The sequence below is a fragment of the Bacteroides sp. DH3716P genome, from assembly GCF_025914115.1.
GTDB classification, from domain to species: Bacteria; Bacteroidota; Bacteroidia; order Bacteroidales; family Bacteroidaceae; genus Bacteroides; species Bacteroides ovatus.
The window spans coordinates 690669-715236 of record NZ_CP083673.1; the positions used below are offsets into that span (position 1 = coordinate 690669).

22 protein-coding genes are annotated in these 24568 nt (G+C 42.7%); 19 read left to right on the forward strand and 3 right to left on the reverse strand.

All coding sequences use genetic code 11. The features are described 5' to 3' along the window. Positions 1–29 precede the first annotated feature (29 nt). A complete protein-coding gene (locus KQP79_RS02310) occupies positions 30–182 on the reverse strand; it encodes a hypothetical protein (RefSeq protein ID WP_153882595.1) in 153 nt (50 codons plus the stop codon). Between the two features lie 111 nt (positions 183–293). Here KQP79_RS02310 and KQP79_RS02315 point away from each other — a divergent pair, with 111 nt between their 5' ends. The 5 genes from KQP79_RS02315 (at position 294) to der (ending at position 4496) form a co-directional block, all read left to right on the forward strand. Beyond that, on the forward strand, positions 294–872 hold the full coding sequence (locus KQP79_RS02315; RefSeq protein ID WP_004313594.1) for a YceD family protein: 579 nt from the start codon (positions 294–296) through the stop codon (positions 870–872). 12 nt (positions 873–884) lie between these two features. Beyond that, positions 885–1070 (forward strand): 50S ribosomal protein L32, encoded by a 186-nt coding sequence (gene rpmF, locus KQP79_RS02320; RefSeq protein ID WP_004296852.1) that lies wholly within the window; start codon positions 885–887, stop codon positions 1068–1070. Between the two features lie 87 nt (positions 1071–1157). Further along, positions 1158–2165: a beta-ketoacyl-ACP synthase III gene (locus tag KQP79_RS02325; RefSeq protein ID WP_004308623.1), complete on the forward strand. Its 1008-nt coding sequence runs from the start codon at positions 1158–1160 to the stop codon at positions 2163–2165. An 86-nt stretch (positions 2166–2251) separates the two neighbouring features. Next, entirely contained in the window at positions 2252–3133 is an 882-nt protein-coding gene (gene era, locus KQP79_RS02330) for a GTPase Era (RefSeq protein WP_004308624.1), read from the forward strand. Between the two features lie 49 nt (positions 3134–3182). Next, positions 3183–4496: a ribosome biogenesis GTPase Der gene (gene der / locus KQP79_RS02335; RefSeq protein ID WP_004308625.1), complete on the forward strand. Its 1314-nt coding sequence runs from the start codon at positions 3183–3185 to the stop codon at positions 4494–4496. 138 nt (positions 4497–4634) lie between these two features. Here der and lptB read toward each other — a convergent pair whose 3' ends face one another. Continuing rightward, positions 4635–5396 carry an LPS export ABC transporter ATP-binding protein gene (lptB, locus tag KQP79_RS02340; RefSeq protein ID WP_004308626.1) on the reverse strand — a complete coding sequence of 254 codons (762 nt, stop codon included), beginning with the start codon at positions 5394–5396 and terminating at the stop codon, positions 4635–4637. A 75-nt stretch (positions 5397–5471) separates the two neighbouring features. Between lptB and KQP79_RS02345 the strand changes: the two genes are divergently transcribed. Then, positions 5472–6215 carry an MlaE family ABC transporter permease gene (locus KQP79_RS02345; protein WP_004308627.1) on the forward strand — a complete coding sequence of 248 codons (744 nt, stop codon included), beginning with the start codon at positions 5472–5474 and terminating at the stop codon, positions 6213–6215. Then, complete coding sequence (locus KQP79_RS02350) at positions 6212–6982, forward strand: ABC transporter ATP-binding protein (RefSeq protein WP_004308628.1); 771 nt, start codon at positions 6212–6214, stop codon at positions 6980–6982. The genes KQP79_RS02345 and KQP79_RS02350 overlap by 4 nt, the downstream gene beginning before the upstream one ends. A gap of 65 nt (positions 6983–7047) precedes the next feature. Here KQP79_RS02350 and KQP79_RS02355 read toward each other — a convergent pair whose 3' ends face one another. After that, on the reverse strand, positions 7048–7293 hold the full coding sequence (locus KQP79_RS02355; protein ID WP_004297160.1) for an RNA recognition motif domain-containing protein: 246 nt from the start codon (positions 7291–7293) through the stop codon (positions 7048–7050). 675 nt (positions 7294–7968) lie between these two features. Here KQP79_RS02355 and tig point away from each other — a divergent pair. The 12 genes from tig (at position 7969) to KQP79_RS02415 (ending at position 24527) form a co-directional block, all read left to right on the forward strand. Beyond that, on the forward strand, positions 7969–9324 hold the full coding sequence (gene tig, locus KQP79_RS02360) for a trigger factor (RefSeq protein WP_055236066.1): 1356 nt from the start codon (positions 7969–7971) through the stop codon (positions 9322–9324). Positions 9325–9467: 143 nt separating this feature from the next. Beyond that, on the forward strand, positions 9468–10130 hold the full coding sequence (gene clpP / locus KQP79_RS02365) for an ATP-dependent Clp endopeptidase proteolytic subunit ClpP (protein WP_004297164.1): 663 nt from the start codon (positions 9468–9470) through the stop codon (positions 10128–10130). Positions 10131–10132: 2 nt separating this feature from the next. Beyond that, positions 10133–11377 carry an ATP-dependent Clp protease ATP-binding subunit ClpX gene (clpX, locus tag KQP79_RS02370; RefSeq protein ID WP_004314393.1) on the forward strand — a complete coding sequence of 415 codons (1245 nt, stop codon included), beginning with the start codon at positions 10133–10135 and terminating at the stop codon, positions 11375–11377. A gap of 167 nt (positions 11378–11544) precedes the next feature. Beyond that, positions 11545–13725, forward strand: a complete 2181-nt coding sequence (gene recQ / locus KQP79_RS02375; protein WP_008020386.1) for a DNA helicase RecQ — start codon at positions 11545–11547, stop codon at positions 13723–13725. Between the two features lie 86 nt (positions 13726–13811). Further along, on the forward strand, positions 13812–15290 hold the full coding sequence (guaB, locus tag KQP79_RS02380) for an IMP dehydrogenase (protein WP_061447867.1): 1479 nt from the start codon (positions 13812–13814) through the stop codon (positions 15288–15290). A gap of 103 nt (positions 15291–15393) precedes the next feature. Continuing rightward, positions 15394–16938 (forward strand): peptidylprolyl isomerase, encoded by a 1545-nt coding sequence (locus tag KQP79_RS02385; RefSeq protein ID WP_022198987.1) that lies wholly within the window; start codon positions 15394–15396, stop codon positions 16936–16938. A 54-nt stretch (positions 16939–16992) separates the two neighbouring features. Continuing rightward, positions 16993–17838 carry a hypothetical protein gene (locus tag KQP79_RS02390; RefSeq protein WP_004308632.1) on the forward strand — a complete coding sequence of 282 codons (846 nt, stop codon included), beginning with the start codon at positions 16993–16995 and terminating at the stop codon, positions 17836–17838. Positions 17839–17847: 9 nt separating this feature from the next. Then, complete coding sequence (locus KQP79_RS02395; protein WP_004297172.1) at positions 17848–19230, forward strand: peptidylprolyl isomerase; 1383 nt, start codon at positions 17848–17850, stop codon at positions 19228–19230. Positions 19231–19252: 22 nt separating this feature from the next. After that, positions 19253–21016 (forward strand): OstA-like protein, encoded by a 1764-nt coding sequence (locus KQP79_RS02400; protein WP_032855820.1) that lies wholly within the window; start codon positions 19253–19255, stop codon positions 21014–21016. A gap of 1 nt (position 21017) precedes the next feature. Then, complete coding sequence (locus KQP79_RS02405; protein WP_004297174.1) at positions 21018–21317, forward strand: hypothetical protein; 300 nt, start codon at positions 21018–21020, stop codon at positions 21315–21317. Positions 21318–21334: 17 nt separating this feature from the next. Continuing rightward, on the forward strand, positions 21335–23236 hold the full coding sequence (gene mutL, locus KQP79_RS02410) for a DNA mismatch repair endonuclease MutL (protein WP_004297175.1): 1902 nt from the start codon (positions 21335–21337) through the stop codon (positions 23234–23236). 103 nt (positions 23237–23339) lie between these two features. Further along, entirely contained in the window at positions 23340–24527 is a 1188-nt protein-coding gene (locus KQP79_RS02415; protein ID WP_008776673.1) for an OmpA family protein, read from the forward strand. Positions 24528–24568 lie beyond the last annotated feature (41 nt).

The window sequence follows — 24568 nt, forward strand, 5'->3', positions numbered from 1 at the left end:
TCCACCTCTTCCCATTCCGAACAGAGAAGTTAAGCCTCGTCACGCCGATGGTACTGCGTAACAGTGGGAGAGTAGGTAGCCGCCGTTTTAAAGAAGCCTCGCTTGTCTATTGACGGGCGAGGCTTTCTGTTTTTTATTACTTTGGTATTTATACCACCCTTTTTAGCAGATACAAACCTCATAATACCTATTAAAAAAGTGAATATTTACTGATAATTTGTATGTTATGAGGATATTTATTTGTATCTTTGTCGCCCGAATTGTAAGCTAACGATTTAAAAAAGAGAGAAGCTTTGGGAAAATTTGATAAATACAAAATTGACTTGAAAGGTATGCAAGCAGACTCTGCTAAGTATGAGTTTGTATTGGATAACCTTTACTTCGCTCACATTGATGGTCCTGAAGTTCAGAAAGGAAAGGTCAATGTTACATTGACTGTGAAAAGAACCTCTCGTGCTTTCGAACTGAGTTTCCAAACTGACGGAATGGTATGGGTACCATGCGACCGTTGTCTGGATGATATGGAGCTACCTATCAGTTCTTCTGATAAACTGATGGTAAAGTTTGGTCATGAATATGCAGAAGAAGGTGACAACCTGATTGTGATTCCCGAGGAAGAAGGGGAAATCAACGTTGCATGGTTCATGTATGAATTTGTTGCGCTGTCTATTCCGATGAAGCATGTACATGCTCCCGGTAAGTGTAATAAAGCGGTAACTAGTAAATTGAACAAGCATTTGAAAACAAATGCGAATGAGGATAGCGATGATACTTTCGACACAGGTGGAGATGACATCGTAATTGAGGAAGAAGTGGAGGAACAAATTGATCCTCGCTGGAATGAATTAAAAAAAATATTAGATAATAATTAAAGTTTTAAGAAAATGGCACATCCTAAGAGAAGACAATCAAGTACGAGACAAGCGAAGAGAAGAACTCATGATAAGGCAGTAGCTCCTACATTGGCTATTTGTCCGAATTGCGGCGAATGGCACGTTTACCACACTGTATGTGGTGCTTGTGGCTATTACAGAGGTAAGCTCGCTATTGAGAAAGAAGCAGCTGTATAATTAGTACAGTTATACTGAAAACAGCCTGAGGGTAAAGCTCTCCGGCTGCTTTAAGTATTATAGTATTGCTAATTTAAAATAGGTTTGATGGAAAAAATAAATGCAGTAATCACAGGAGTCGGCGGGTACGTTCCCGATTATATCTTAACTAACGACGAGATATCAAAAATGGTGGATACCAACGACGAATGGATTATGACTCGTATCGGAGTAAAGGAGAGACATATTCTGAATGAGGAAGGATTAGGTAGTTCATACATGGCACGCAAAGCTGCCAAACAGTTGATGAAGAAAACTGGTGCTAATCCTGATGACATTGATTTGGTTGTTGTCGCTACCACTACTCCTGACTATCACTTCCCTTCTACAGCTTCTATTCTTTGTGATAAACTCGGACTGAAGAATGCATTTGCTTTCGATTTGCAAGCTGCTTGTAGCGGTTTCCTGTATTTAATGGAGACAGCTGCTAATTTCATCCGTTCGGGAAGATATAAGAAAATTATCATTGTCGGTGCCGATAAGATGTCGTCAATGGTTAACTATACAGATCGTGCTACATGCCCTATCTTTGGTGACGGTGCTGCTGCCTTTATGGTGGAACCGACTACGGAAGATTACGGAATCATGGATTCGATACTGAGAACTGATGGCAAAGGATTGCCTTTCCTCCACATGAAAGCTGGTGGTTCGGTTTGTCCTCCGTCTTATTTCACAGTAGACAATAAAATGCACTATTTGCACCAGGAAGGAAGAACAGTGTTTAAATATGCTGTATCCAACATGTCGGATGTATCTGCTGCTATTGCAGAAAAGAATGGTCTGACGAAAGATAATATCAACTGGATTGTTCCGCATCAGGCGAATGTCCGCATTATCGAAGCCGTGGCTCACCGTATGGAGGTGCCAATGGATAAAGTGTTGGTAAATATTGAGCATTACGGTAACACCAGTGCTGCTACTCTTCCTTTGTGTATCTGGGATTATGAAGATAAACTCAAGAAAGGTGATAATATCATTTTCACTGCATTCGGTGCCGGATTTACATGGGGCGCAGTTTACGTGAAATGGGGTTATGACGGAAAAAAGGAATCGTAACGTAAGTTACTGAACTATAACACTCAAAAACGCATCCTATTTCGATTCGATGCGTTTTTTTGTCTCAACCAATAAAATGAAGAGAAATGCATAAAGCAGGTTTTGTAAACATTGTAGGAAATCCGAATGTCGGAAAATCGACATTGATGAATGTCTTGGTGGGTGAACGTATTTCGATCGCTACTTTCAAGGCGCAGACAACTCGTCACCGGATTATGGGAATCTATAATACGGATGAAATGCAGATTGTTTTTTCTGATACTCCGGGAGTATTGAAGCCCAATTATAAACTACAGGAGTCGATGCTGAATTTTTCTACTTCGGCATTGACGGATGCGGATATCTTGCTTTATGTGACTGACGTGGTGGAGACGCCGGATAAGAATAATGAGTTTATGGAGAAGGTACGCCAGATGACGGTGCCTGTGCTCCTGCTCATCAATAAGATAGATCTTACAGATCAGGAAAAACTGGTAAAGCTGGTGGAAGATTGGAAAGAACTGCTTCCCCAAGCCGAAATTATTCCGATTTCTGCTACATCGAAGTTCAATGTGGACTATGTGATGAAGCGAATCAAAGAACTGTTGCCCGATTCTCCTCCTTATTTTGGAAAGGATCAGTGGACGGACAAGCCTGCCCGTTTCTTCGTGAATGAGATTATCCGGGAAAAGATTCTGCTCTACTACGACAAGGAGATTCCTTATTCGGTGGAAGTGGTCGTAGAGGAGTTTAAGGAAGAGCCGAAGAAGATTCATATTCGTGCGGTGATTAACGTGGAACGTGATTCGCAGAAAGGAATTATTATCGGTAAACAGGGCAAGGCGTTGAAGAAGGTAGCTACCGAGGCTCGCCGCGAACTGGAACGTTTCTTTGGAAAGACTATTTTCCTCGAAACGTATGTGAAAGTGGATAAGGATTGGCGTAGTTCGGATAAGGAACTGCGTAATTTTGGTTATCAGTTAGATTAAGAGTATTCATGCGACTGTGATAGTCGTGAAAAAAACAAGGTATTGAACTATGGGTAATTTAGTTGCAATTGTAGGACGCCCGAATGTGGGCAAGTCTACCTTATTTAACCGTCTGACGAAGACTCGTCAGGCTATTGTGAATGAAGAAGCGGGTACAACCCGCGACAGACAATATGGCAAGTCCGAGTGGCTGGGCCGTGAGTTCTCCGTGGTGGATACCGGCGGATGGGTGGTTAATTCGGATGATGTTTTTGAAGAGGAAATCCGCAAGCAGGTATTATTGGCAGTGGATGAAGCGGACGTTATTTTGTTCGTTGTAGATGTGATGAATGGAGTGACCGACCTGGATATGCAGGTGGCGGCTATTCTGCGTCGTGCTAATAGTCCGGTGATTATGGTTGCCAATAAAACGGACAATCATGATTTACAGTATAACGCTCCCGAGTTTTATAAACTGGGATTGGGCGATCCGTATTGTGTTTCTGCCATGACAGGAAGTGGTACGGGTGATTTGATGGATTTGATTGTCAGCAATTTCAAGAAGGAGTCTTCTGAAATCCTAGATGATGATATTCCTCGTTTTGCTGTGGTAGGACGCCCGAATGCAGGAAAATCTTCCATTGTAAACGCGTTTATTGGGGAAGAACGTAATATCGTGACAGAGATTGCAGGGACTACCCGTGACTCGATCTACACTCGTTACAATAAATTCGGATTTGATTTTTACCTGGTAGATACGGCAGGTATCCGTAAGAAAAACAAGGTAAATGAAGACTTGGAATATTATTCGGTGATTCGTTCGATTCGTGCCATCGAAGGTTCGGATGTTTGTATTCTGATGTTGGATGCAACGAGGGGTGTTGAGAGCCAGGACTTGAATATCTTTTCTCTGATTCAGAAGAACCAGAAAGGATTGGTAGTCGTGATTAATAAATGGGACTTGGTGGAAGATAAATCAGTGAAAGTGCAGAAGACATTTGAGGAAGCTGTCCGTTCACGTTTTGCTCCGTTTGTCGATTTCCCGATCATCTTTGCTTCTGCATTGACCAAACAACGTATTCTGAAAGTGCTGGAAGAAGCACGTAATGTATATGAGAACCGGACGACAAAGATTCCGACAGCTCGTTTGAATGAAGAAATGCTTCCGCTGATCGAGGCTTATCCGCCTCCCTCAAATAAAGGTAAGTATATCAAGATTAAATACATCACACAGTTGCCGAATACGCAAGTGCCTTCATTTGTCTATTTTGCCAACTTGCCGCAGTATGTGAAGGATCCGTACAAACGTTTCCTCGAAAATAAGATGCGTGAGAAATGGAACCTGACAGGTACTCCGGTTAATATTTATATTCGACAGAAGTAAAGTTCACCACAGATTAACACAGATTTCCGCAGATTAAAAATAAAAAACGGGCTAATCAATTTACAAGTTTTGTATCATTTGATTAGCCCGTATTCTTTATGAAATATCTGTGGAAATCTGTGTTAATCTGTGGTGAATCTATTTCTCCAACTGGAAATCTTTTCTGCGTAAAACGAAGCTGTTACTCAAGTATTTTTCACGCACAATCTGATTCTCCGATAATTCTTCCGGTGTTCCCTGGAAAAGAATCTTTCCTTCAAACAGCAGATAGGCGCGGTCGGTGATACTAAGTGTCTCCTGTACGTTGTGGTCGGTAATCAGGATTCCGATATTCTTGTCTTTCAGCTTCCAAACAATTTGCTGGATATCTTCTACGGCAATCGGGTCTACACCGGCAAAAGGTTCGTCAAGCATGATGAATTTGGGGTCGATGGCAAGACAACGGGCAATCTCCGTACGGCGGCGTTCACCTCCGGACAATTGGTTACCTTTGTTTTTGCGTACCTTTTGCAGACGGAATTCTGCTATCAGGCTTTCGAGTTTCTCCTTTTGATATTCTTTGGGCTTGTTAGTCATTTCCAGTACGGCGGCGATATTATCTTCCACACTCATCTGGCGGAAAACGGAAGCTTCCTGTGCAAGGTAGCCGATTCCCGTTTGCGCTCGTTTGTAAACCGGATATTTGGTAATCTCCAGGTCGTCGAGGAAAATACGTCCTTCATTCGGAGTAATCAGCCCTACGGTCATATAGAATGAAGTCGTCTTACCGGCACCGTTCGGTCCCAGCAAACCTACAATCTCACCTTGCTTCACATTGATGGAAACGTGGCTTACAACGGTTCGTTTACCGTACTTCTTAACCAGGTCTTCCGTGCGGAGCACCATCTTGCTTTCTTCCATATTCTAGTTATTTTGCGGCAAATGTAGTAAAAATAAGCTGAAATAATGTACATTTGCAGACAAATAGTGTGAGTTATGATAAAAGCATTGAGAACCGTCGGGAGATATTTCATGCTGATGGGACGGACTTTTTCCCGTCCCGAACGTATGCGTATGTTCTTCCGGCAATACCTTAACGAGTTGGAGCAACTAGGTGTGAACTCCATCGGTATCGTGCTGTTGATTTCGTTTTTCATCGGCGCGGTTATTACCATCCAGATCAAGTTGAATATCGAAAGTCCGTGGATGCCTCGCTGGACAGTGGGGTATGTGACACGTGAAATTATGTTGCTGGAATTTTCTTCCTCTATCATGTGTTTGATTCTTGCGGGAAAAGTAGGATCGAATATCGCTTCGGAATTAGGAACAATGCGGGTGACGCAGCAGATTGACGCGCTCGAAATTATGGGTATCAATTCGGCAAACTACCTGATTCTGCCTAAGATTACGGCGATGGTAACTGTGATTCCTATTTTAGTGACGTTCAGTATCTTTGCCGGAATTATCGGTGCCTTTTGCACCTGTTGGTTTGCTGGGGTGATGAATGCGGTCGATCTGGAATATGGATTGCAATATATGTTTGTGGAGTGGTTTATTTGGGCCGGTATCATCAAATCCCTCTTTTTTGCGTTTATTATTGCAAGTGTGTCTGCTTTCTTCGGATATACGGTAGATGGTGGATCGATTGCTGTGGGAAAGGCTTCTACGGATGCCGTAGTATCCAGCAGTGTATTGATTCTGTTTGCGGACTTGATATTAACTAAACTTTTGATGGGATGATTGAGATTAAAGGACTTTATAAATCATTTGATGACAAAACGGTATTGAGCGATATCAATGCTAGTTTTGAAAATGGAAAGACGAATTTGATTATCGGTCAGAGTGGCTCCGGTAAGACGGTATTGATGAAGTGTATTGTAGGATTGCTTACTCCGGAGAAGGGGGAAGTCTTATATGACGGACGTAACCTTGTCTTGATGGGGAAGAAGGAGAAAAAGATGCTTCGCAAGGAGATGGGGATGATTTTCCAGAGTGCGGCTCTGTTTGACTCGATGACGGTGTTGGACAATGTGATGTTTCCGTTGAATATGTTTAGCAATGATACTTTGCGTGAGCGTACCAAACGGGCGATGTTCTGCTTGGATCGTGTGAATCTGGGGGAGGCGAAAGATAAGTTTCCGGGAGAAATCAGTGGGGGGATGCAGAAGCGTGTGGCTATTGCACGTGCGATTGCCCTGAATCCGCAATATTTGTTTTGCGATGAACCGAACTCGGGACTCGATCCGAAAACGTCATTGGTGATTGATGATCTGATCCATGATATTACGCAGGAATATAACATGACGACCATTATCAATACGCATGATATGAATTCTGTATTGGGAATTGGCGAGAAAGTGATTTATATTTATGAAGGACATAAAGAGTGGGAAGGGACAAAAGATGATATCTTTACCTCTACCAACGAACGACTGAATAACTTTATCTTTGCTTCAGACTTGCTCCGTAAGGTGAAGGACGTGGAAGTGCAAGGAATGGAAGGGTAATAAAAAAACTTCTGTCATCGGGTGACAGAAGTTTCTTTTTTTCTTAGCTATATTAGCGTCGGCAATTAAGCTCTAGGTCTAGCTTCTTTAACTACCATTGTACGGCCCATGTATTCAGCTCCGTTCAATTCAGCAATAGCTTTTGCAGCTGCAGCGTCGTCTTCCATTTCGATGAAAGCGAATCCTTTGGATTTACCGGTTTCACGGTCCATAACAACTTTAACTGATGATACTGCTCCGTAATCTTCCATCACTTGTTGCAGATCTCCTTCCTTAACACGGTAGTTAAGGTTTCCAACATAAATGTTCATAATGAAAATGATAAAAAATAAATAAATGAATAAAACTCTCTGGACAGATGGTTACTAATAAAAAGATTAAAACGACAGAGAGTTTACAAATGCGTTTCGTAACGGAAGTAAAAACCTTGTAATCAAATCGAGAAACTAATGGTCCATCAATCCGCAGCAAAGAAAAGAATAATTTTTGGATTAACCATCTTTTTGGAAGGTTAATTTGCGGATTATCAGAAAAAAAAGTTCTTTCCTTTTCTCTTGAAAGAAAAGAAAGAACCAAAGAAAAGTTGGAGAAAGCCCTCACGCTCGGTATCCTCAAGCGAGCTTGTGGCTACACTCACTAAATCGGGCTTTTCAAGGCTGACTTTTTTCTCCTACTCGCTTCCTTCACTACGCTAAAGGGCAGAAACTCGCTACGCTCAAACAGTCTGCCCTTCTTAACGCTTCGTTACGGGCGCTCGCTTGATGGAGAAAAAAGTAGGCCGGGGGACCTGCGGCGTGGTCGTTGCTGATGGTTTATTGTTGTTTATATATGAGGAATTGATGAAATAATTAATAAAAGATGTGTGAAAGATGGGTGGCGTTGCTGAAATAAATCTGCAATGTCTTTTGAAATTTGAAAGATTAGCACTAATTTTGCACCCTCTTTGAGTATAGAACAAAGTATAAATCAAATAAATAATTGTCAGAATGAACGTTTCATTACAAAACATTGACAAAGTAAGCGCAGAGCTTACTGTAAAGCTTGAGAAAGCAGATTATCAGGAGAAAGTAGACAAAGAGTTGAAATCACTCCGTCAGAAGGCACAGATTCCGGGATTCCGTAAAGGTATGGTGCCGACAAGTCTTATTAAAAAGATGTATGGTAAATCGGTGATTGCAGAGGTTGTGAATAAGGCATTGCAAGAAGCTGTTTACAATTATATTAAAGATAATAAGGTGAATATGTTGGGCGAGCCGTTGCCTAATGAAGAAAAGCAGCAGAATATTGATTTCGATACAATGGAAGAGTTCGAATTCGTGTTCGATATCGCTTTGGCACCTGAATTTAAAGCAGAAGTAAGCGCTAAAGATAAAGTAGATTATTATTCTATCGAAGTTTCTGAAGAAATGATCGACAACCAGGTGAAGATGTACACTCAACGCACTGGTAAGTATGATAAGGTAGATGCTTACGAAGATAATGATATGTTGAAAGGTCTGCTGGCACAGTTGGACGAAGAAGGCAATACAAAAGAAGGTGGTATTCAGGTAGAAGCTGCTGTGTTGATGCCTGCTTACATGAAGAATGACGATCAGAAAGCTATTTTTGCTAACGCAAAAGTAAATGATGTATTGGTGTTCAATCCGAATGTTGCTTATGACGGACATGCTGCTGAACTGGGTTCTTTGTTGAAGATCGACAAGGAAATCGCGAAAGACGTTAAGTCTGACTTCAGCTTCCAGGTAGAAGAAATCACTCGTTTTGTTCCGGGTGAATTGACACAGGAAGTGTTCGACCAGGCATTTGGCGAAGGTGTTGTGAAGACTGAAGAGGAATTCCGCGCTAAGATTAAAGAAGAAATTGCAGCAAGATTTGTTGCTGACAGCGATTATAAGTTCCTGATCGATATTCGCAAAGTGATGATGGAAAAAGTAGGTAAGTTGGAATTCTCTGACGCTCTGCTGAAACGTATCATGTTGCTGAATAACGAAGAAAAGGGCGAAGAATATGTTGCTGAAAACTATGATAAGAGCATCGAGGAACTGACTTGGCACCTGATTAAGGAACAGTTGGTTGAAGCAAACGAAATCAAAGTAGAACAGGAAGATGTTCTGAAGATGGCTAGAGAAACAACGAAGGCACAGTTTGCTCAATACGGTATGTTGTCTATCCCTGATGATGTGCTTGATAACTATGCACAGGAGATGTTGAAGAAGAAAGAAACTATCAATAATTTGGTAAGTCGTGTGGTAGAAGTGAAGCTGGCTGCTGCTCTGAAAGCGCAGGTTACTTTGGAAAACAAGAACGTTTCAATCGAAGAATTCAATAAGATGTTTGAATAATCATTCGGTTGAATAGAATATAAAGTCACAGAAACACAGAGTTTTTATAAAATTATAACTCTGTGTTTTTTTGTGTCTCTGTATTCTTTTTCGTTTCTTTGTACTTACGTTTATTTTTAATTTATAAGAAAGGAACAATTAACATGGATGATTTTAGAAAATACGCAACCAAGCATTTAGGAATGAATGGCATGGTATTGGATGATGTGATTAAATCGCAGGCCGGGTATTTGAATCCCTATATTCTGGAAGAAAGACAGTTGAACGTTACTCAACTCGACGTTTTCTCCCGTTTGATGATGGACCGCATCATTTTCCTCGGTACACAAGTAGATGACTATACAGCGAATACGCTTCAGGCACAGTTGCTGTATCTGGATTCTGTTGATCCGGGTAAGGATATCTCTATCTATATCAACTCTCCGGGCGGAAGTGTATACGCCGGACTGGGCATTTATGATACGATGCAGTTTATTTCAAGTGATGTTGCTACCATCTGTACAGGTATGGCAGCTTCAATGGCGGCTGTACTGCTTGTTGCCGGTGCTGAAGGCAAACGTTCTGCGTTGCCTCATTCACGTGTGATGATTCACCAGCCGATGGGTGGTGCGCAAGGACAAGCGTCGGACATTGAAATCACAGCTCGTGAGATTCAGAAATTGAAGAAAGAACTTTATACGATCATCGCCGATCATTCGCATACTGATTTCGATAAGGTATGGGCGGACTCTGACCGCGACTACTGGATGACAGCTCAGGAAGCGAAAGAATACGGTATGATTGATGAGGTATTGATTAAGAAATAAAAATGGCTGATTCAAAGACAAAGAAAAGGTGTAGCTTCTGTGGACGGTCGGAGAATGAAGTCGGATTCCTGATTACGGGAATGAACGGCTATATCTGCGACAGTTGTGCTACCCAGGCTTATGAGATTACTCAGGAAGCATTGGGCGAAGGCAAGAAAAGCGCGGGAGCTACCAAACTTAATTTAAAAGAACTGCCCAAACCGGTAGAAATCAAGAAATTCCTCGACCAGTATGTGATCGGACAGGATGACGCAAAACGCTTCCTTTCCGTATCGGTCTATAACCATTATAAACGTCTGTTGCAAAAAGACAGCGGGGATGATGTGGAGATTGAAAAGTCGAACATTATTATGGTAGGTAGTACCGGAACCGGAAAAACGTTGCTTGCACGTACGATTGCCAAGTTGCTGCACGTGCCGTTTACCATTGTAGACGCTACGGTGCTGACAGAGGCCGGTTATGTAGGCGAAGATATCGAAAGTATTTTAACCCGTTTGCTTCAGGTGGCAGATTATAATGTACCTGAAGCGGAACAGGGTATTGTGTTTATCGACGAGATCGACAAGATTGCCCGCAAAGGAGATAACCCTTCCATCACTCGCGATGTGAGCGGTGAAGGTGTACAGCAGGGATTGCTGAAATTACTCGAAGGTTCTGTTGTGAACGTACCTCCCCAGGGTGGTCGTAAGCATCCGGACCAGAAGATGATTCCGGTAAATACCAAAAATATTCTCTTTATCTGTGGCGGCGCTTTCGATGGTATTGAAAAGAAGATCGCCCAACGGTTGAATACACATGTCGTAGGATATACGGCGTCGCAGAAAACAGCGACGGTGGACAAGAATAACATGATGCAGTATATCGCTCCGCAGGATTTGAAGTCATTCGGACTGATTCCCGAAATTATCGGTCGTCTTCCGGTACTGACCTATTTGAATCCGTTGGATCGGGATGCGCTTCGTGCTATCCTCACCGAACCGAAAAACTCTATCATCAAGCAGTACATCAAACTGTTTGAAATGGATGGTATCAAGCTCACATTTGAAGATGCTGTCTTCGAATATATCGTCGATAAGGCAGTAGAATATAAGCTGGGTGCCCGTGGATTGCGCTCTATTGTGGAGACAATCATGATGGATGTCATGTTTGAAATCCCTTCAGAGGACAAAAAAGAGTATAAGGTGACGCTGGATTATGCAAAGATGCAACTGGAAAAAGCGAATATGGCACGACTGCAAACTGCTTAAAATCAGAGAGTAAGACTATAAAAGATGATCGTAACTGTATTTTCTTAAAAATATTAGTCGCATTTTGCTTGGTAATTACGAAGTTGTTTATAACTTTGTTTGGCTCTCTTGAAGGAGGGAGCCTACTAAAGTTAAACCATGAACTGAATAAAACAACCTAAGTTAAGATGGCAAGGAAGATTAATTTAACAGATGAACTGAAGAAGTGTTTCGGATTTAATAAGTTCAAGGGAAACCAGGAAGCGATCATTAACAACTTGCTCGATGGTAAAGATACCTTTGTACTGATGCCTACCGGTGGCGGGAAATCTTTATGCTATCAGCTACCTTCGCTCTTGATGGAAGGTACGGCAATTGTAATTTCTCCGCTTATTGCGTTGATGAAGAATCAAGTGGATGCAATGCGCAATTTCAGTGAAGAAGATGGCGTCGCCCATTTTATCAATTCTTCATTAAACAAAGGCGCGATAGACCAAGTGAGGTCGGACATCCTTGCCGGAAAGACAAAATTGCTATATGTGGCGCCGGAATCGCTGACGAAAGAAGAAAATGTAGAATTTTTGCGTTCGGTGAAAATTTCGTTCTATGCAGTGGACGAAGCTCATTGTATTTCTGAATGGGGACATGACTTCCGACCGGAATACCGGCGGATTCGCCCTATTATCAACGAAATAGGAAAGGCTCCGTTGATTGCGTTGACCGCAACAGCGACACCAAAGGTGCAGCATGATATCCAGAAAAATCTGGGAATGGTAGATGCTCAAGTTTTCAAATCGTCGTTCAACCGTCCGAACCTTTATTATGAGGTACGCGCGAAGACCGCTAATATTGACAGGGATATTATCAAGTTTATCAAAAACAATCCGGAAAAATCGGGCATTATCTATTGCCTTAGCCGGAAAAAAGTAGAGGAACTTGCTGAAATCCTTCAGGCAAACGGTATCAATGCGCGTCCTTATCATGCCGGGATGGATTCGTTGGCGCGGACTAAGAATCAGGATGATTTCCTGATGGAAAAAGTGGATGTTATTGTAGCAACTATCGCTTTCGGTATGGGAATCGACAAGCCGGATGTAAGGTTTGTGATTCACTACGATATTCCAAAGAGTCTGGAAGGGTATTACCAGGAGACCGGACGTGCCGGTAGAGATGGCGGTGAAGGTCAGTGCATAACCTTTTATACAAACAAAGACTTGCAAAAACTGGAGAAGTTCATGCAAGGAAAACCTGTGGCAGAGCAGGAAATTGGCAAGCAGCTTCTGTTGGAAACCGCTGCTTATGCCGAATCTTCCGTATGCCGGCGCAAGACGTTGCTGCATTATTTCGGTGAAGAATATACGGAAGAAAATTGTGGAAATTGTGACAACTGTTTAAACCCTAAAAAACAAGTGGAGGCTCAAGAGTTATTGTGTGCCGTGATTGAAGCGATTATCGCGGTGAAAGAAAATTTTAAGGCAGATTATATTATAGACATACTACAAGGTAAAGAAACTTCCGAAGTACAGGCGCATTTGCATGAAGACCTCGAAGTCTTCGGCTCCGGTATGGGGGAAGAGGATAAAACATGGAACGCAGTGATTCGTCAAGCACTGATCGCAGGTTACTTGAGCAAGGATGTGGAACATTACGGACTCCTGAAAGTGACGGAGGAAGGACACAAGTTCTTGAAGAAGCCGAAGTCATTCAAGATTACCGAAGACAACGACTTTGAAGAGACAGAAGAAGAAGTTCCGGCACGTGGCGGTGGTTCCTGTGCGGTAGACCCTGCTCTTTATTCTATGTTGAAGGACTTGCGGAAGAAACTCTCGAAGAAACTGGAAGTGCCGCCTTATGTGATCTTCCAGGATCCGTCTTTGGAAGCGATGGCTACCATTTATCCGGTGACATTGGATGAATTGCAGAATATACCGGGTGTAGGAGCCGGAAAAGCAAAGCGTTACGGTGAAGAGTTCTGTAAATTAATCAAACGCCACTGTGAAGAGAATGAAATAGAACGTCCTGAAGATTTGCGGGTACGTACGGTTGCCAATAAATCAAAGATGAAAGTGGCTATCATTCAGGCAATTGACCGTAAAGTGGCGTTAGATGATATCGCTCTTTCCAAAGGTATCGAATTTGGTGAACTCCTGGATGAGGTGGAAGCTATCGTCTATTCGGGAACCAAACTGAATATCGATTATTTCCTGGAAGAAATCATGGATGAAGATCACATGCTCGATATCTATGATTATTTCAAGGAATCTACCACTGATAAGATTGATGATGCGCTTGATGAATTAGGCGATGACTTCACTGAAGAGGAAGTTCGCTTGGTACGTATTAAGTTCATCTCTGAAATGGCCAATTAAAAAAGCGAAAAAAATAAGCGTGCAGGTATGCAGTTTTGAATAAAAACCGTATATTTGCACGCAATAATTTTTAAACGCATAGCCCTATGTCATTTATTGCTGATAAGATTGTAATGGATGGGTTAACTTACGACGACGTATTGTTGATCCCCGCTTATTCTGAAGTTTTACCGCGCACTGTCGATCTCTCGACTAAGTTTTCAAAAAACATTGAGTTAAAAATTCCTTTTGTGACGGCTGCCATGGATACGGTTACCGAAGCGAAAATGGCTATTGCCATTGCTCGTGAGGGTGGTATCGGCGTGATTCACAAAAATATGTCTATCGAAGAACAGGCAAGACAAGTTGCTATTGTAAAGCGTGCCGAAAATGGTATGATTTATGATCCTGTAACGATTAAAAGAGGTTCTACTGTGCAGGATGCACTGGACATCATGGCGGAATATAAAATCGGTGGTATCCCTGTGGTAGATGATGAAGGTTATTTGGTGGGTATTGTTACCAACAGAGATTTGCGTTTCGAAAGAGACATGGCTAAACATATTGATCTTGTCATGACTCCGAAAGAAAGATTGGTAACTACAAACCAGTCTACTGATCTAGAATCTGCTGCACAGATTCTTCAGAAACATAAGATCGAGAAACTTCCGATTGTCGGAATGGACGGAAAGTTGATCGGTCTTGTTACTTATAAAGATATTACAAAAGCAAAAGATAAACCGATGGCTTGTAAAGATGCCAAAGGTCGTTTGCGTGTAGCTGCCGGTGTAGGTGTGACTGCCGATACGCTGGATCGTATGCAAGCATTGGTAGATGCCGGTGCGGATGCAATTGTGATTGATACGGCTCACGGACACTCTATGTTTGTGATTGAAAAACTGAAAGAAGCTAAGAAACGCTTCCCGAACATTGATATCGTAGTGGGTAATATTGCTACCGGAGAAGCTGCAAAAGCGTTGGTAGAAGCAGGAGCGGATGCAGTGAAAGTCGGTATCGGTCCGGGTTCTATCTGTACCACTCGTGTGGTTGCCGGTGTAGGTGTTCCACAGTTGTCTGCTGTCTATGATGTAGCAAAAGCCTTGAAGGGTACAGGTATTCCCTTGATTGCCGATGGTGGATTGCGTTATTCGGGCGATGTCGTGAAAGCGTTGGCTGCCGGTGGATATTGTGTAATGATCGGATCGTTGGTTGCCGGAACAGAAGAGTCTCCGGGCGACACAATCATTTTCAATGGTCGTAAATTCAAATCCTATCGTGGTATGGGATCGTTGGAAGCGATGGAGAACGGTTCGAAAGACCGTTACTTCCAGAGCGGAACTGCTGATGTGAAGAAGCTGGTTCCGGAAGGAATTGCTGCCCGTGTTCCTTATAAAGGTACACTTTTCGAAGTTGTCTATCAGCTGACTGGTGGTTTGCGTGCAGGTATGGGATACTGTGGCGCTGCTAACATTGAGAAACTTCATGACGCTAAGTTTACCCGCATTACCAATGCAGGTGTAATGGAAAGTCATCCGCACGATGTGACGATTACCAGTGAATCGCCTAACTATAGCCGTCCGGAATAATAGATAGATACGGTGAACTATTAACGGTGAACGGTGAACAGGCTGTATAATCAGCAGGGTGTTCACTGCTCACCGTTTGTTGTTTGAAAAATAAAAATTGATGATGAAAAGAAACCTGTTGTTGGGATGTATTTCTCTCTTTGTAGTCGCGGTCTTTGCACAGGAAGATCCGGTATTGATGCGTGTTAACGGAAGAGAGATACTCCGTTCGGAATTTGAATATGCATACCGCCGTTATGCCGAACGTTCAAATGCCAGGCTTTCGTCCAAAGAGTATGCGGCACTTTTCGCTCAATCGAAGTTGAAAGTGGAAGCAGCCAGGGCTGCCGGACTTGATACGACCTCTGCTTTTCGTAAACAACAGGAGAAATGCCGGACCGAGTTGGTGGAATCTTATCTGCTAGACAGGCAAGTGATGGATAGTTGTGCCCGTGCTATCTATCAGAAGATGGGACTGAAAGCACGTAGCGGTAGGGTACAGGTGATGCAGATTTTCAAACGTTTGCCGCAGACAATTACTTCCCGGCATTTAGAAGAAGAAAAAACGCGGATGGATTCTATATACCAGGCGATACAGAATCAGCCGGATTTGAATTTTAACCGTTTGGTCGAAATATACTCGGATGATAAGCAAAGTAGATGGATCGAATGTCTGGAAACAACGAGCGAGTTTGAGAATGTTGCTTTCTCTCTGGCAAAAGGTATGGCATCGCAGCCCTTTTTCACTCCTGAAGGGATTCATATCTTGAAAGTGATGGATCGGGAGGAAACAGCTGCTTACGAAAATGTCAGTGCCAGGTTAATGGAACGGTTACGGCGCAAGGAGATTTTGGACAAAGGTACAGGCGCGGTGCTCGAACGCTTGAAAAAAGCATGGCAGTATGCTCCCAATCAGGCGGCAATGGAAGAACTGCTGGCGAAAGGCCGTACAGAACAAACCCTGTTTACGATTGACGGACAAGCATACACCGGAACTATGTTCACGCATTTTGCCTCTTCTCATCCTCAAGCTGTCAAACGGCAGTTGGAAGGATTTATAGCTAAGTCATTGCTGGATTATGAAAGCCGGAATATCGATAAAAAGCATCCGGAAATTCCTTATGCCTTGCGGGAATCTGATGAAAACTATTTGGTGGAAGAGATAACACGTCAGAAAATAGATTTGCCCGCAGCTAATGACTGGGCGGGATTGGCTACTTATTTTAAATTTCATTCGTCGGATTATCGGTGGGAGAGCCCCCGGTATAGAGGAGTCGTACTTCATTGCGTTGATAAAAAGACGGCAAAGCAAGCCAAAAAAATGCTGAAGAAAGTGCCGGAAAAAGAGTGGGCGGACAAGCTTCGGCAAACTTTTAATACATCCGGGGAGGAAAAGATACAAGTTGAACAAGGAATTTTTGCCGACGGAGACAATAAATATATAGATAAACTGGTTTTTAAGAAGGGTGATTTTGATCCTTTGATGTCTTATCCTTTTACTATTGTAGTAGGCGAAAAAATGAAAGGTCCGGATGATTATCGGGAAGTAATTGATCGGGTTCGAAAGGATTATCGAAGCTATCTTGACACGTGCTGGATGCGGGAATTGAGTGAGTCCGGTAAGGTTGAAATAAACCAAGAGGTTTTAAAAACAGTTAATAATAACTGATGTAACCGATTATTCACTATCTTCGTACCTTAAATAAGTAGATTTTAGTTGCCGATGCGAATATTAGTCCTCTTACTGATTACCCTTCTTGGTTGTGGAGCGTGCAAGGAACAGCACGACCACAAAGGAAAGACTCCTTTGGTAGAGGTGGACGGTAATTTTTTATATAAAGAAGATTTGATGTCCGTGCTTCCGGTCGGATTGTCAAAAGATGATAGCATTCTCTTCACCGAGCACTATATTCGTAGTTGGGCGGAAGAGATTTTATTGTATGAGAAAGCTGCGAACAATATCCCCGATAATGTGGATGTAGACAAGCTGGTGGAGAATTATCGGAAAGCGTTGATAATGCATACTTATCAGCAGGAGTTGATTAGCCAGAAGTTGGCGAATGATATTTCCGAACACGAGATAGCAGAGTATTACGGCAAAAACAAGGAATTGTTTAAACTGGAAGGTCCGTTGATTAAGGGATTGTTTATTAAAGTGCCGTTGACAGCTCCCCAGTTGAACAATGTGCGCAGATGGTATAAGTCGGAAAAACAGGATGCTATCGAGAGCCTGGAAAAATATAGTTTGCAGAATGCGGTGAAATATGAATATTTCTATGATAAATGGGTGTCCGTGACCGATGTCCTGGACATGATTCCGTTGAAAGTAGAGGCACCGGAAGAGTACGTAAACAAACACCGTCAGGTAGAATTGAAAGATACGGCTTATTATTATTTCCTGAATGTGAGCGATTATCGCGGAGTTGGTGAGGAGAAACCGTATGAATTTGCCCGCTCGGAAGTGAAAGACTTACTGGTAAATCAGAAACGGGTGAGCTTTATGGAACAGGTAAAGAACGACTTGTATCAGCAGGCGGTAAGTAAGAAGAAGATTATATATAATTATTAAATACAAAGAATGAAGAAGTTTGTGAACTTTAGATTTGTTGTTACCCTTGTCCTGGCAATATTTGCTAATGTGGCAACCTATGCACAAGATAATGTGGTTGATGAAGTAGTTTGGGTAGTAGGTGACGAAGCTATTTTAAAATCAGATGTAGAAGAGGCCCGTATGGATGCCTTGTATAATGGACGCAGATTCGAAGGCGATCCTTATTGTGTAATTCCTGAAGAGATTGCTGTGCAGAAGTTATTCCTGCATCAGGCAAAGTTGGACAGTATCGAGGTTTCCGAAGCGGAAATCATCCAGCGTGTGGATATGATGACCAATATGTACATCCAGCAGATCGGTTCCAGAGAGAAAATGGAGGAGTATTTCAATAAAACATCCACCCAGATTCGTGAAACTTTGCGTGATAATGCACGTGACGGATTGACGGTTCAGAAGATGCAGCAGAAACTGGCAGGAGATATCAAAGTGACTCCGGCAGAAGTACGCCGTTACTTCAAAGATCTTCCACAGGATAGTATCCCTTACATTCCTACACAGGTGGAAGTGCAGATTATTACTTTGCAACCCAAAATACCCGTTTCGGAAATCGAGGATGTAAAGAGGACACTGCGTGATTATACGGATCGTGTGACAAAAGGAGAAATCGACTTCTCTACATTGGCCCGTTTGTATTCTGAAGATAAGGCTTCTGCCATTAAAGGTGGTGAATGTGGATTTATGGGACGTGGTATGATGGACCCCGCTTATGCGAATGTGGCATTCAGCTTGCAGGACCCGAAGAAAGTTTCCAAAATTGTAGAATCGGAATTTGGTTTCCATATTATCCAGTTGATTGAGAAGCGTGGTGACCGTGTTAATACCCGCCATATCCTGTTGCGTCCGAAAGTCTCGGAAAAAGAACTGACCGAGGCTTGTGCCCGTCTGGATTCTATTGCAGATGATATTCGTGCTAACAAATTCACATTTGATGATGCCGCTGCCGTTATCTCACAAGATAAGGATACCCGCAACAATCACGGTATCATGGTGAACATCAATGAACATTCAGGTATCACTACTTCTAAGTTCCAGATGCAGGATCTTCCTCAAGACGTTGCTAAGGTAGTGGATAAGATGAATGTTGGCGAGATTTCCAAAGCTTTTACAATGATTAATGAGAAAGATGGAAAAGAAGTATGCGCTATCGTGAAATTGAAAACTAAAATCAATGGTCATAAAGCAACCATCGCGGAAGACTATCAGGATCTGAAAGAAATCGTAATGGATAAGCGTCGCGAAGAGGTGTTGCAGAAATGGATTCTGAACAAGCAAAAACACACTTATGTACGCATCAACGAAAACTGGCAGAAGTGTGACTTCAAGTATCCGGGTTGGGTCAAGAATGACTGATATAACCTTGCTTTGACTTTATATGCTGAAAAAGAATAAGAAAAATAAACAACAAGACAGGCATAGATGGCTCCTTATAGGCTTTCTATGCCTGTTTGGTGTATGTCTTGTGGCACAAGTGAGGCCGACGGGACAGAAACCCACGGCAGGGACTTCGACAAAATCGACTGCGGATACGTCTAAGACGGCTCCCAAAACCAAAACGTCGGCGGGTAATAAGAAACAATCGGACAACAAGAAGCAACCGGAGAATAAAAAGACCAAAGTTTACTTGCTCCATGCTGACGAAGGACAGGCGGATAAGCTGGCACGTCCGGATGTGCAGGTGTTGATTGGTAACGTGAAGTTGCGCCATGACAGTATGTATATGTACTGTGACAGTGCACTGATTTTTGAGAAAACCAACTCCGTAGAAGCCTTCAGCAATGTGCGTATGGAACAGGGAGATACCTTGTTCATCTATGGTGATTATCTTTATTATGACGGAATGACGCAAATTGCGCAACTTCGTGAAAACGTGAAGATGATTAACCGGAACACGACCCTGCTGACGGACAGCTTGAACTACGACCGTCTCTACGATCTCGGATATTATTTCGAGGGGGGAACTTTGATGGATGAAGAGAATGTACTGACTTCTGACTGGGGCGAATATAGCCCTGCAACAAAACAGTCGGTATTCAACCATGATGTGAAGTTGGTGAACCCTAAGTTTGTGTTGACCTCCGATACATTGAGGTATAATACCGAAAACAAAATAGCAGTGATTCTCGGACCTTCCAATATTGTCAGTGATAATAATCATATCTATTCGGAACGGGGATTCTATAACACATTGACCGAACAAGCGGAATTGTTGGACCGTTCGGTCCTGACCAATCAGGGGAAGAAACTTGTAGGCGACAGTCTGTTCTATGACCGGGTAATCGGTTACGGAGAAGCATTCGATAATGTGAAGATGACAGACTCCATCAATAAGAATATGCTGACGGGCGATTATTGTTTCTATAATGAATTGACGGACTCTGCGTTTGCAACAAAACGTGCTGTTGCTATCGATTATTCACAGGGAGACAGTCTTTATATGCATGGGGATACTTTGCAGATGGTGTCCTATAATCTGAATACCGATTCTTTGTACCGGTTGATGAAGGCTTACCATAAAGTACGTATGTATCGTACAGATGTTCAGGGAGTATGTGACTCACTGGTCTATAATTCGAAAGATTCTTGTATGACCATGTATACTGACCCTATTCTTTGGAATGACGGACAGCAACTGCTTGGTGAGCAGATCAAGATTTATATGAATGACAGCACGATTGACTGGGCGCACATTATCAACCAGGCGTTGACAGTGGAGATGAAAGACTCTATTCACTATAATCAAGTGTCCGGCAAGGAGATGAAAGCCTATTTCGTTAATGGAGATATGCGCCATATTGAAGTGATCGGTAATGTGCTGACAGCTTTTTATCCTGAAGAGAAAGACAGTACGATGACCGGATTTAATTGTCTGGAAGGTAGTATGCTGCATCTTTATATGAAGGATAAGAGAATGGAAAAAGGACTTTTTATCGGTAAATCCAACGGAACGATGTATCCGATGGACCAGATACCGCCTGATAAACTGCGTCTTCCCACTTTTGCCTGGTTCGACTATGTCCGTCCGCTAAATAAGGACGATATTTTCAACTGGCGCAGCAAGCGTGCGGGAGAAACATTGAAGCCGACTACCGACCGGCGACCAAAGACAGAAAAGCGAAACTTAATAAATATGAAGTAGTATGGGAATGTTTAACTCAATGAGAAAGCCCCGGGGCTTTAATCATCAATACATTTATGTAGACGAGCGGAAAGAAAAGCTCGCTAAGATGGAGGAGAACGCCAAACGTGACTTGGGGATGCTGCCGGAGAAAGAATTTAATCCGGAAGATATTCGCGGTAAATTCGTCGAAGGTACTACACATTTGAAAAGAAGAAAAGCAAGTGGCCGCAAACCGGTTTCTTTCGGAATCATACTGATAATCATTGCCTTCCTTCTCTATCTGTGGCATTATTTAGCAACAGGAAGCTGGAGTTTTTAATTGTTAATTTACGAAGTATGAGCGATATCATTCATTTGTTACCTGATTCGGTAGCTAACCAGATTGCTGCCGGTGAAGTGATACAACGTCCGGCATCTGTTATCAAGGAGCTAGTGGAGAATGCGATTGATGCAGATGCGCAAAATATACATGTGTTAGTGACTGATGCGGGTAAAACCTGTATTCAGGTGATTGATGATGGAAAAGGAATGTCCGAAACGGATGCCCGTCTCTCTTTTGAGCGGCATGCTACTTCCAAGATACGGGAAGCTGCGGACTTGTTTGCTTTGCGTACCATGGGATTTCGTGGGGAAGCATTGGCATCCATCGCAGCAGTGGCGCAGGTAGAACTGAAGACGCGTCCGGAATCGGAAGAACTGGGAACGAAACTGGTGATTGCGGGTTCTCAAGTGGAGAGCCAGGAGGCTATATCCTGTTCTAAAGGAAGTAACTTCTCTGTAAAGAACCTGTTCTTTAATGTGCCTGCCCGTCGTAAATTTTTGAAGGCTAATTCCACTGAATTGAGCAACATCCTTGCCGAATTTGAGCGTATCGCTTTGGTGCATCCGGAAGTTGCCTTTTCGCTTTATAGTAATGATTCGGAACTGTTCAATCTTCCGGTATCACAGTTACGCCAGCGTATTCTTGCTATTTTCGGTAAGAAGCTCAACCAGCAATTACTGAATATAGACGTGAACACTACCATGGTGAAAATCTCCGGATACGTAGCCAAACCGGAGACTGCCCGTAAGAAAGGAGCCCATCAGTATTTCTTTGTCAACGGACGTTATATGCGCCATCCTTATTTTCATAAGGCAGTCATGGAGGCTTATGAGCAGTTGATTCCCGCCGGTGAACAGATTTCCTATTTTATCTATTTTGATGTAGATCCGGCTAATATTGATGTGAATATTCACCCGACAAAGACCGAGATCAAGTTTGAGAATGAGCAGGCCATCTGGCAGATACTTTCAGCATCCGTTAAGGAATCGTTGGGTAAGTTCAGTGCTATCCCTTCCATTGATTTTGATACGGAGGATATGCCTGATATTCCGGCATTTGAGGAAAAGATATCTTCCGAACCTCCGAAGGTACATTATAATACAGATTATAATCCGTTTAAAGTCTCTGCCGGTGGCGGTGGTGGCGGATCGTATAGTCGTTCGAAAGTAGAATGGGAGGATTTGTACGGAGGGCTGACAAAAGCCAGTAAGATGAATAATCCGCAGCCGGAACCCGAAATGGATTGGGAGGATTCTTCTATTGGAGGCGAACCGGCCTTCGTGGAAGAAAAGATAGAGACGGTGACATCCGCCGCTTCTTCTACTTTGTATGCCAACGAACCGGTGATGGAAAAAGGAAATCAGCATTTGCAGTTTAAAGGGCGGTTTATTTTGACTTCAGTTAAATCGGGTCTGATGCTAATCGATCAACACCGGGCACATATACGGGTGCTTTTTGATCGCTATATGGTACAGATTCAACAGAAACAGGGAGTATCTCAAGGCGTTCTCTTCCCGGAAATATTACAATTACCGGCTTCAGAAGCTGCTGTTCTTCAAAGCATTATGGATGATTTGTCGGCAGTCGGCTTCGATTTGAGCAATCTGGGAGGCGGTAGCTATGCCATCAATGGCATCCCTTCGGGTATTGAAGGACTGAATCCGGTCGAACTGGTGCGTAATATGCTACATACAGCGATGGAAAAAGGGAATGACGTTAAGGAAGAAATCCAAAATATTCTGGCATTAACATTGGCGCGGGCAGCGGCTATTGTCTACGGACAGGTGTTGAGTAATGAAGAAATGGTAAGCCTTGTAGACAACCTTTTTGCCTGTCCCTCACCGAATTACACACCCGATGGGAAAACCGTTTTGACAACCATTAAGGAGGAGGACATCGAAAGATTATTCAAATAAAACAAATAAATTCATCTTTTCCTAAAACCTTTTAGTTCAGTTCGTGTTATTTAAATAGTTCAACAAAGAAAAAGATTTAAATAACCACTTAACTATTAGGTATATGAAAAAGATTCTGATGTTGCTGGCATTTGCCGGCGTTGCGTCTGTCGCTTCTGCGCAGCAGACAATGACTGTAACTGAATACGAAGTGATTCAGGTGCAAGATAAATATCAAGTAATAACTAATCCTTTCTGGAGTAACTGGTTCTTCTCTGTAGGAGGAGGTGCCCAGGTATTGTATGGAAACAATGACCATATCGGTAAGTTCAGAGATCGTGTTGCTCCCACATTTAACGTGTCTGTTGGTAAATGGGTAACTCCGGGATTCGGATTGCGTTTGCAGTACAGCGGATTACAAGCCAAAGGATTTACCACCAGCGAAAATGCTAATTATGTGGTTGGCGGTCCGAGAGAAGATGGTTCTTACAAACAAAGATGGGACTACATGAACTTGCATGGTGATTTGATGATTAACCTGAATGCACTTTTCGGTGGATACAATCCGAACCGTGTATATGAAATTATCCCTTATATTGGTGCCGGTTGGGCTCATGCTTATTCTCGTCCTCACACTAACTCCGCTACTTTCAATGCAGGTATTATCAACCGCTTCCGTTTGTCGAATGCTGTTGACTTGAATCTGGAATTGAGTGCAACAGGTCTGGAAGGCAAGTTTGACGGAGAACATGGAGGTAAACCCGATTATGATGGTATTTTAGGTGCTACCATCGGGGTGACTTATTATTTCCCGACTCGCGGATTCCAACGTCCGGTTCCACAGATTATCTCTGAACTTGAATTAAACCAGATGCGTAACCAGATGAATGCAATGGCAGCAGCTAATATGCAATTACAACAGCAGTTGGCAAATGCACAACAACCGGTTGAAGTAGAAGATACTGAAGAAGTTGTTATAACAGATACTAATATTGCTCCACGTACTGTATTCTTCAAGATCGGTTCTGATAAATTGTCTCCGCAGGAAGAAATGAACTTGTCATATCTTGCCAGCAAGATAAAAGAATCTCCGAACGCTACATACACAATCAACGGATATGCAGACTCTGCAACAGGTACTCCGGCTTTCAACCAGAAGTTGAGTTTGGAACGTGCACAAGTTGTTAAAGACCTGCTCGTTAAGAAGTATGGCATCTCTGCCGATAGATTGAAAGTTGCAGCCGGTGGTGGTGTTGACAAATTCGGTCAACCGATTCTGAACCGTGTAGTATTGGTCGAATCAGCACAGTAATCATATAATTTCAGTATTCGGCGATTCTTTGTGATCGCCTG

Coding starts and splice junctions, on each gene's coding strand:
- KQP79_RS02395 (WP_004297172.1), top strand. CDS start 17,848: ATGAAGAAGTTTGTGAACTTTAGATTTGTTGTTACCCTTGTCCTGGCA.
- KQP79_RS02325 (WP_004308623.1), top strand. CDS start 1,158: ATGGAAAAAATAAATGCAGTAATCACAGGAGTCGGCGGGTACGTTCCC.
- lptB (WP_004308626.1), bottom strand. CDS start 5,396: ATGGAAGAAAGCAAGATGGTGCTCCGCACGGAAGACCTGGTTAAGAAG.
- rpmF (WP_004296852.1), top strand. CDS start 885: ATGGCACATCCTAAGAGAAGACAATCAAGTACGAGACAAGCGAAGAGA.
- KQP79_RS02345 (WP_004308627.1), top strand. CDS start 5,472: ATGATAAAAGCATTGAGAACCGTCGGGAGATATTTCATGCTGATGGGA.
- KQP79_RS02390 (WP_004308632.1), top strand. CDS start 16,993: ATGCGAATATTAGTCCTCTTACTGATTACCCTTCTTGGTTGTGGAGCG.
- KQP79_RS02310 (WP_153882595.1), bottom strand. CDS start 182: ATGAGGTTTGTATCTGCTAAAAAGGGTGGTATAAATACCAAAGTAATA.
- der (WP_004308625.1), top strand. CDS start 3,183: ATGGGTAATTTAGTTGCAATTGTAGGACGCCCGAATGTGGGCAAGTCT.
- clpP (WP_004297164.1), top strand. CDS start 9,468: ATGGATGATTTTAGAAAATACGCAACCAAGCATTTAGGAATGAATGGC.
- KQP79_RS02385 (WP_022198987.1), top strand. CDS start 15,394: ATGAAAAGAAACCTGTTGTTGGGATGTATTTCTCTCTTTGTAGTCGCG.
- recQ (WP_008020386.1), top strand. CDS start 11,545: ATGGCAAGGAAGATTAATTTAACAGATGAACTGAAGAAGTGTTTCGGA.
- tig (WP_055236066.1), top strand. CDS start 7,969: ATGAACGTTTCATTACAAAACATTGACAAAGTAAGCGCAGAGCTTACT.
- KQP79_RS02405 (WP_004297174.1), top strand. CDS start 21,018: ATGGGAATGTTTAACTCAATGAGAAAGCCCCGGGGCTTTAATCATCAA.
- mutL (WP_004297175.1), top strand. CDS start 21,335: ATGAGCGATATCATTCATTTGTTACCTGATTCGGTAGCTAACCAGATT.
- KQP79_RS02355 (WP_004297160.1), bottom strand. CDS start 7,293: ATGAACATTTATGTTGGAAACCTTAACTACCGTGTTAAGGAAGGAGAT.
- KQP79_RS02415 (WP_008776673.1), top strand. CDS start 23,340: ATGAAAAAGATTCTGATGTTGCTGGCATTTGCCGGCGTTGCGTCTGTC.
- guaB (WP_061447867.1), top strand. CDS start 13,812: ATGTCATTTATTGCTGATAAGATTGTAATGGATGGGTTAACTTACGAC.
- clpX (WP_004314393.1), top strand. CDS start 10,133: ATGGCTGATTCAAAGACAAAGAAAAGGTGTAGCTTCTGTGGACGGTCG.
- era (WP_004308624.1), top strand. CDS start 2,252: ATGCATAAAGCAGGTTTTGTAAACATTGTAGGAAATCCGAATGTCGGA.
- KQP79_RS02400 (WP_032855820.1), top strand. CDS start 19,253: ATGCTGAAAAAGAATAAGAAAAATAAACAACAAGACAGGCATAGATGG.
- KQP79_RS02350 (WP_004308628.1), top strand. CDS start 6,212: ATGATTGAGATTAAAGGACTTTATAAATCATTTGATGACAAAACGGTA.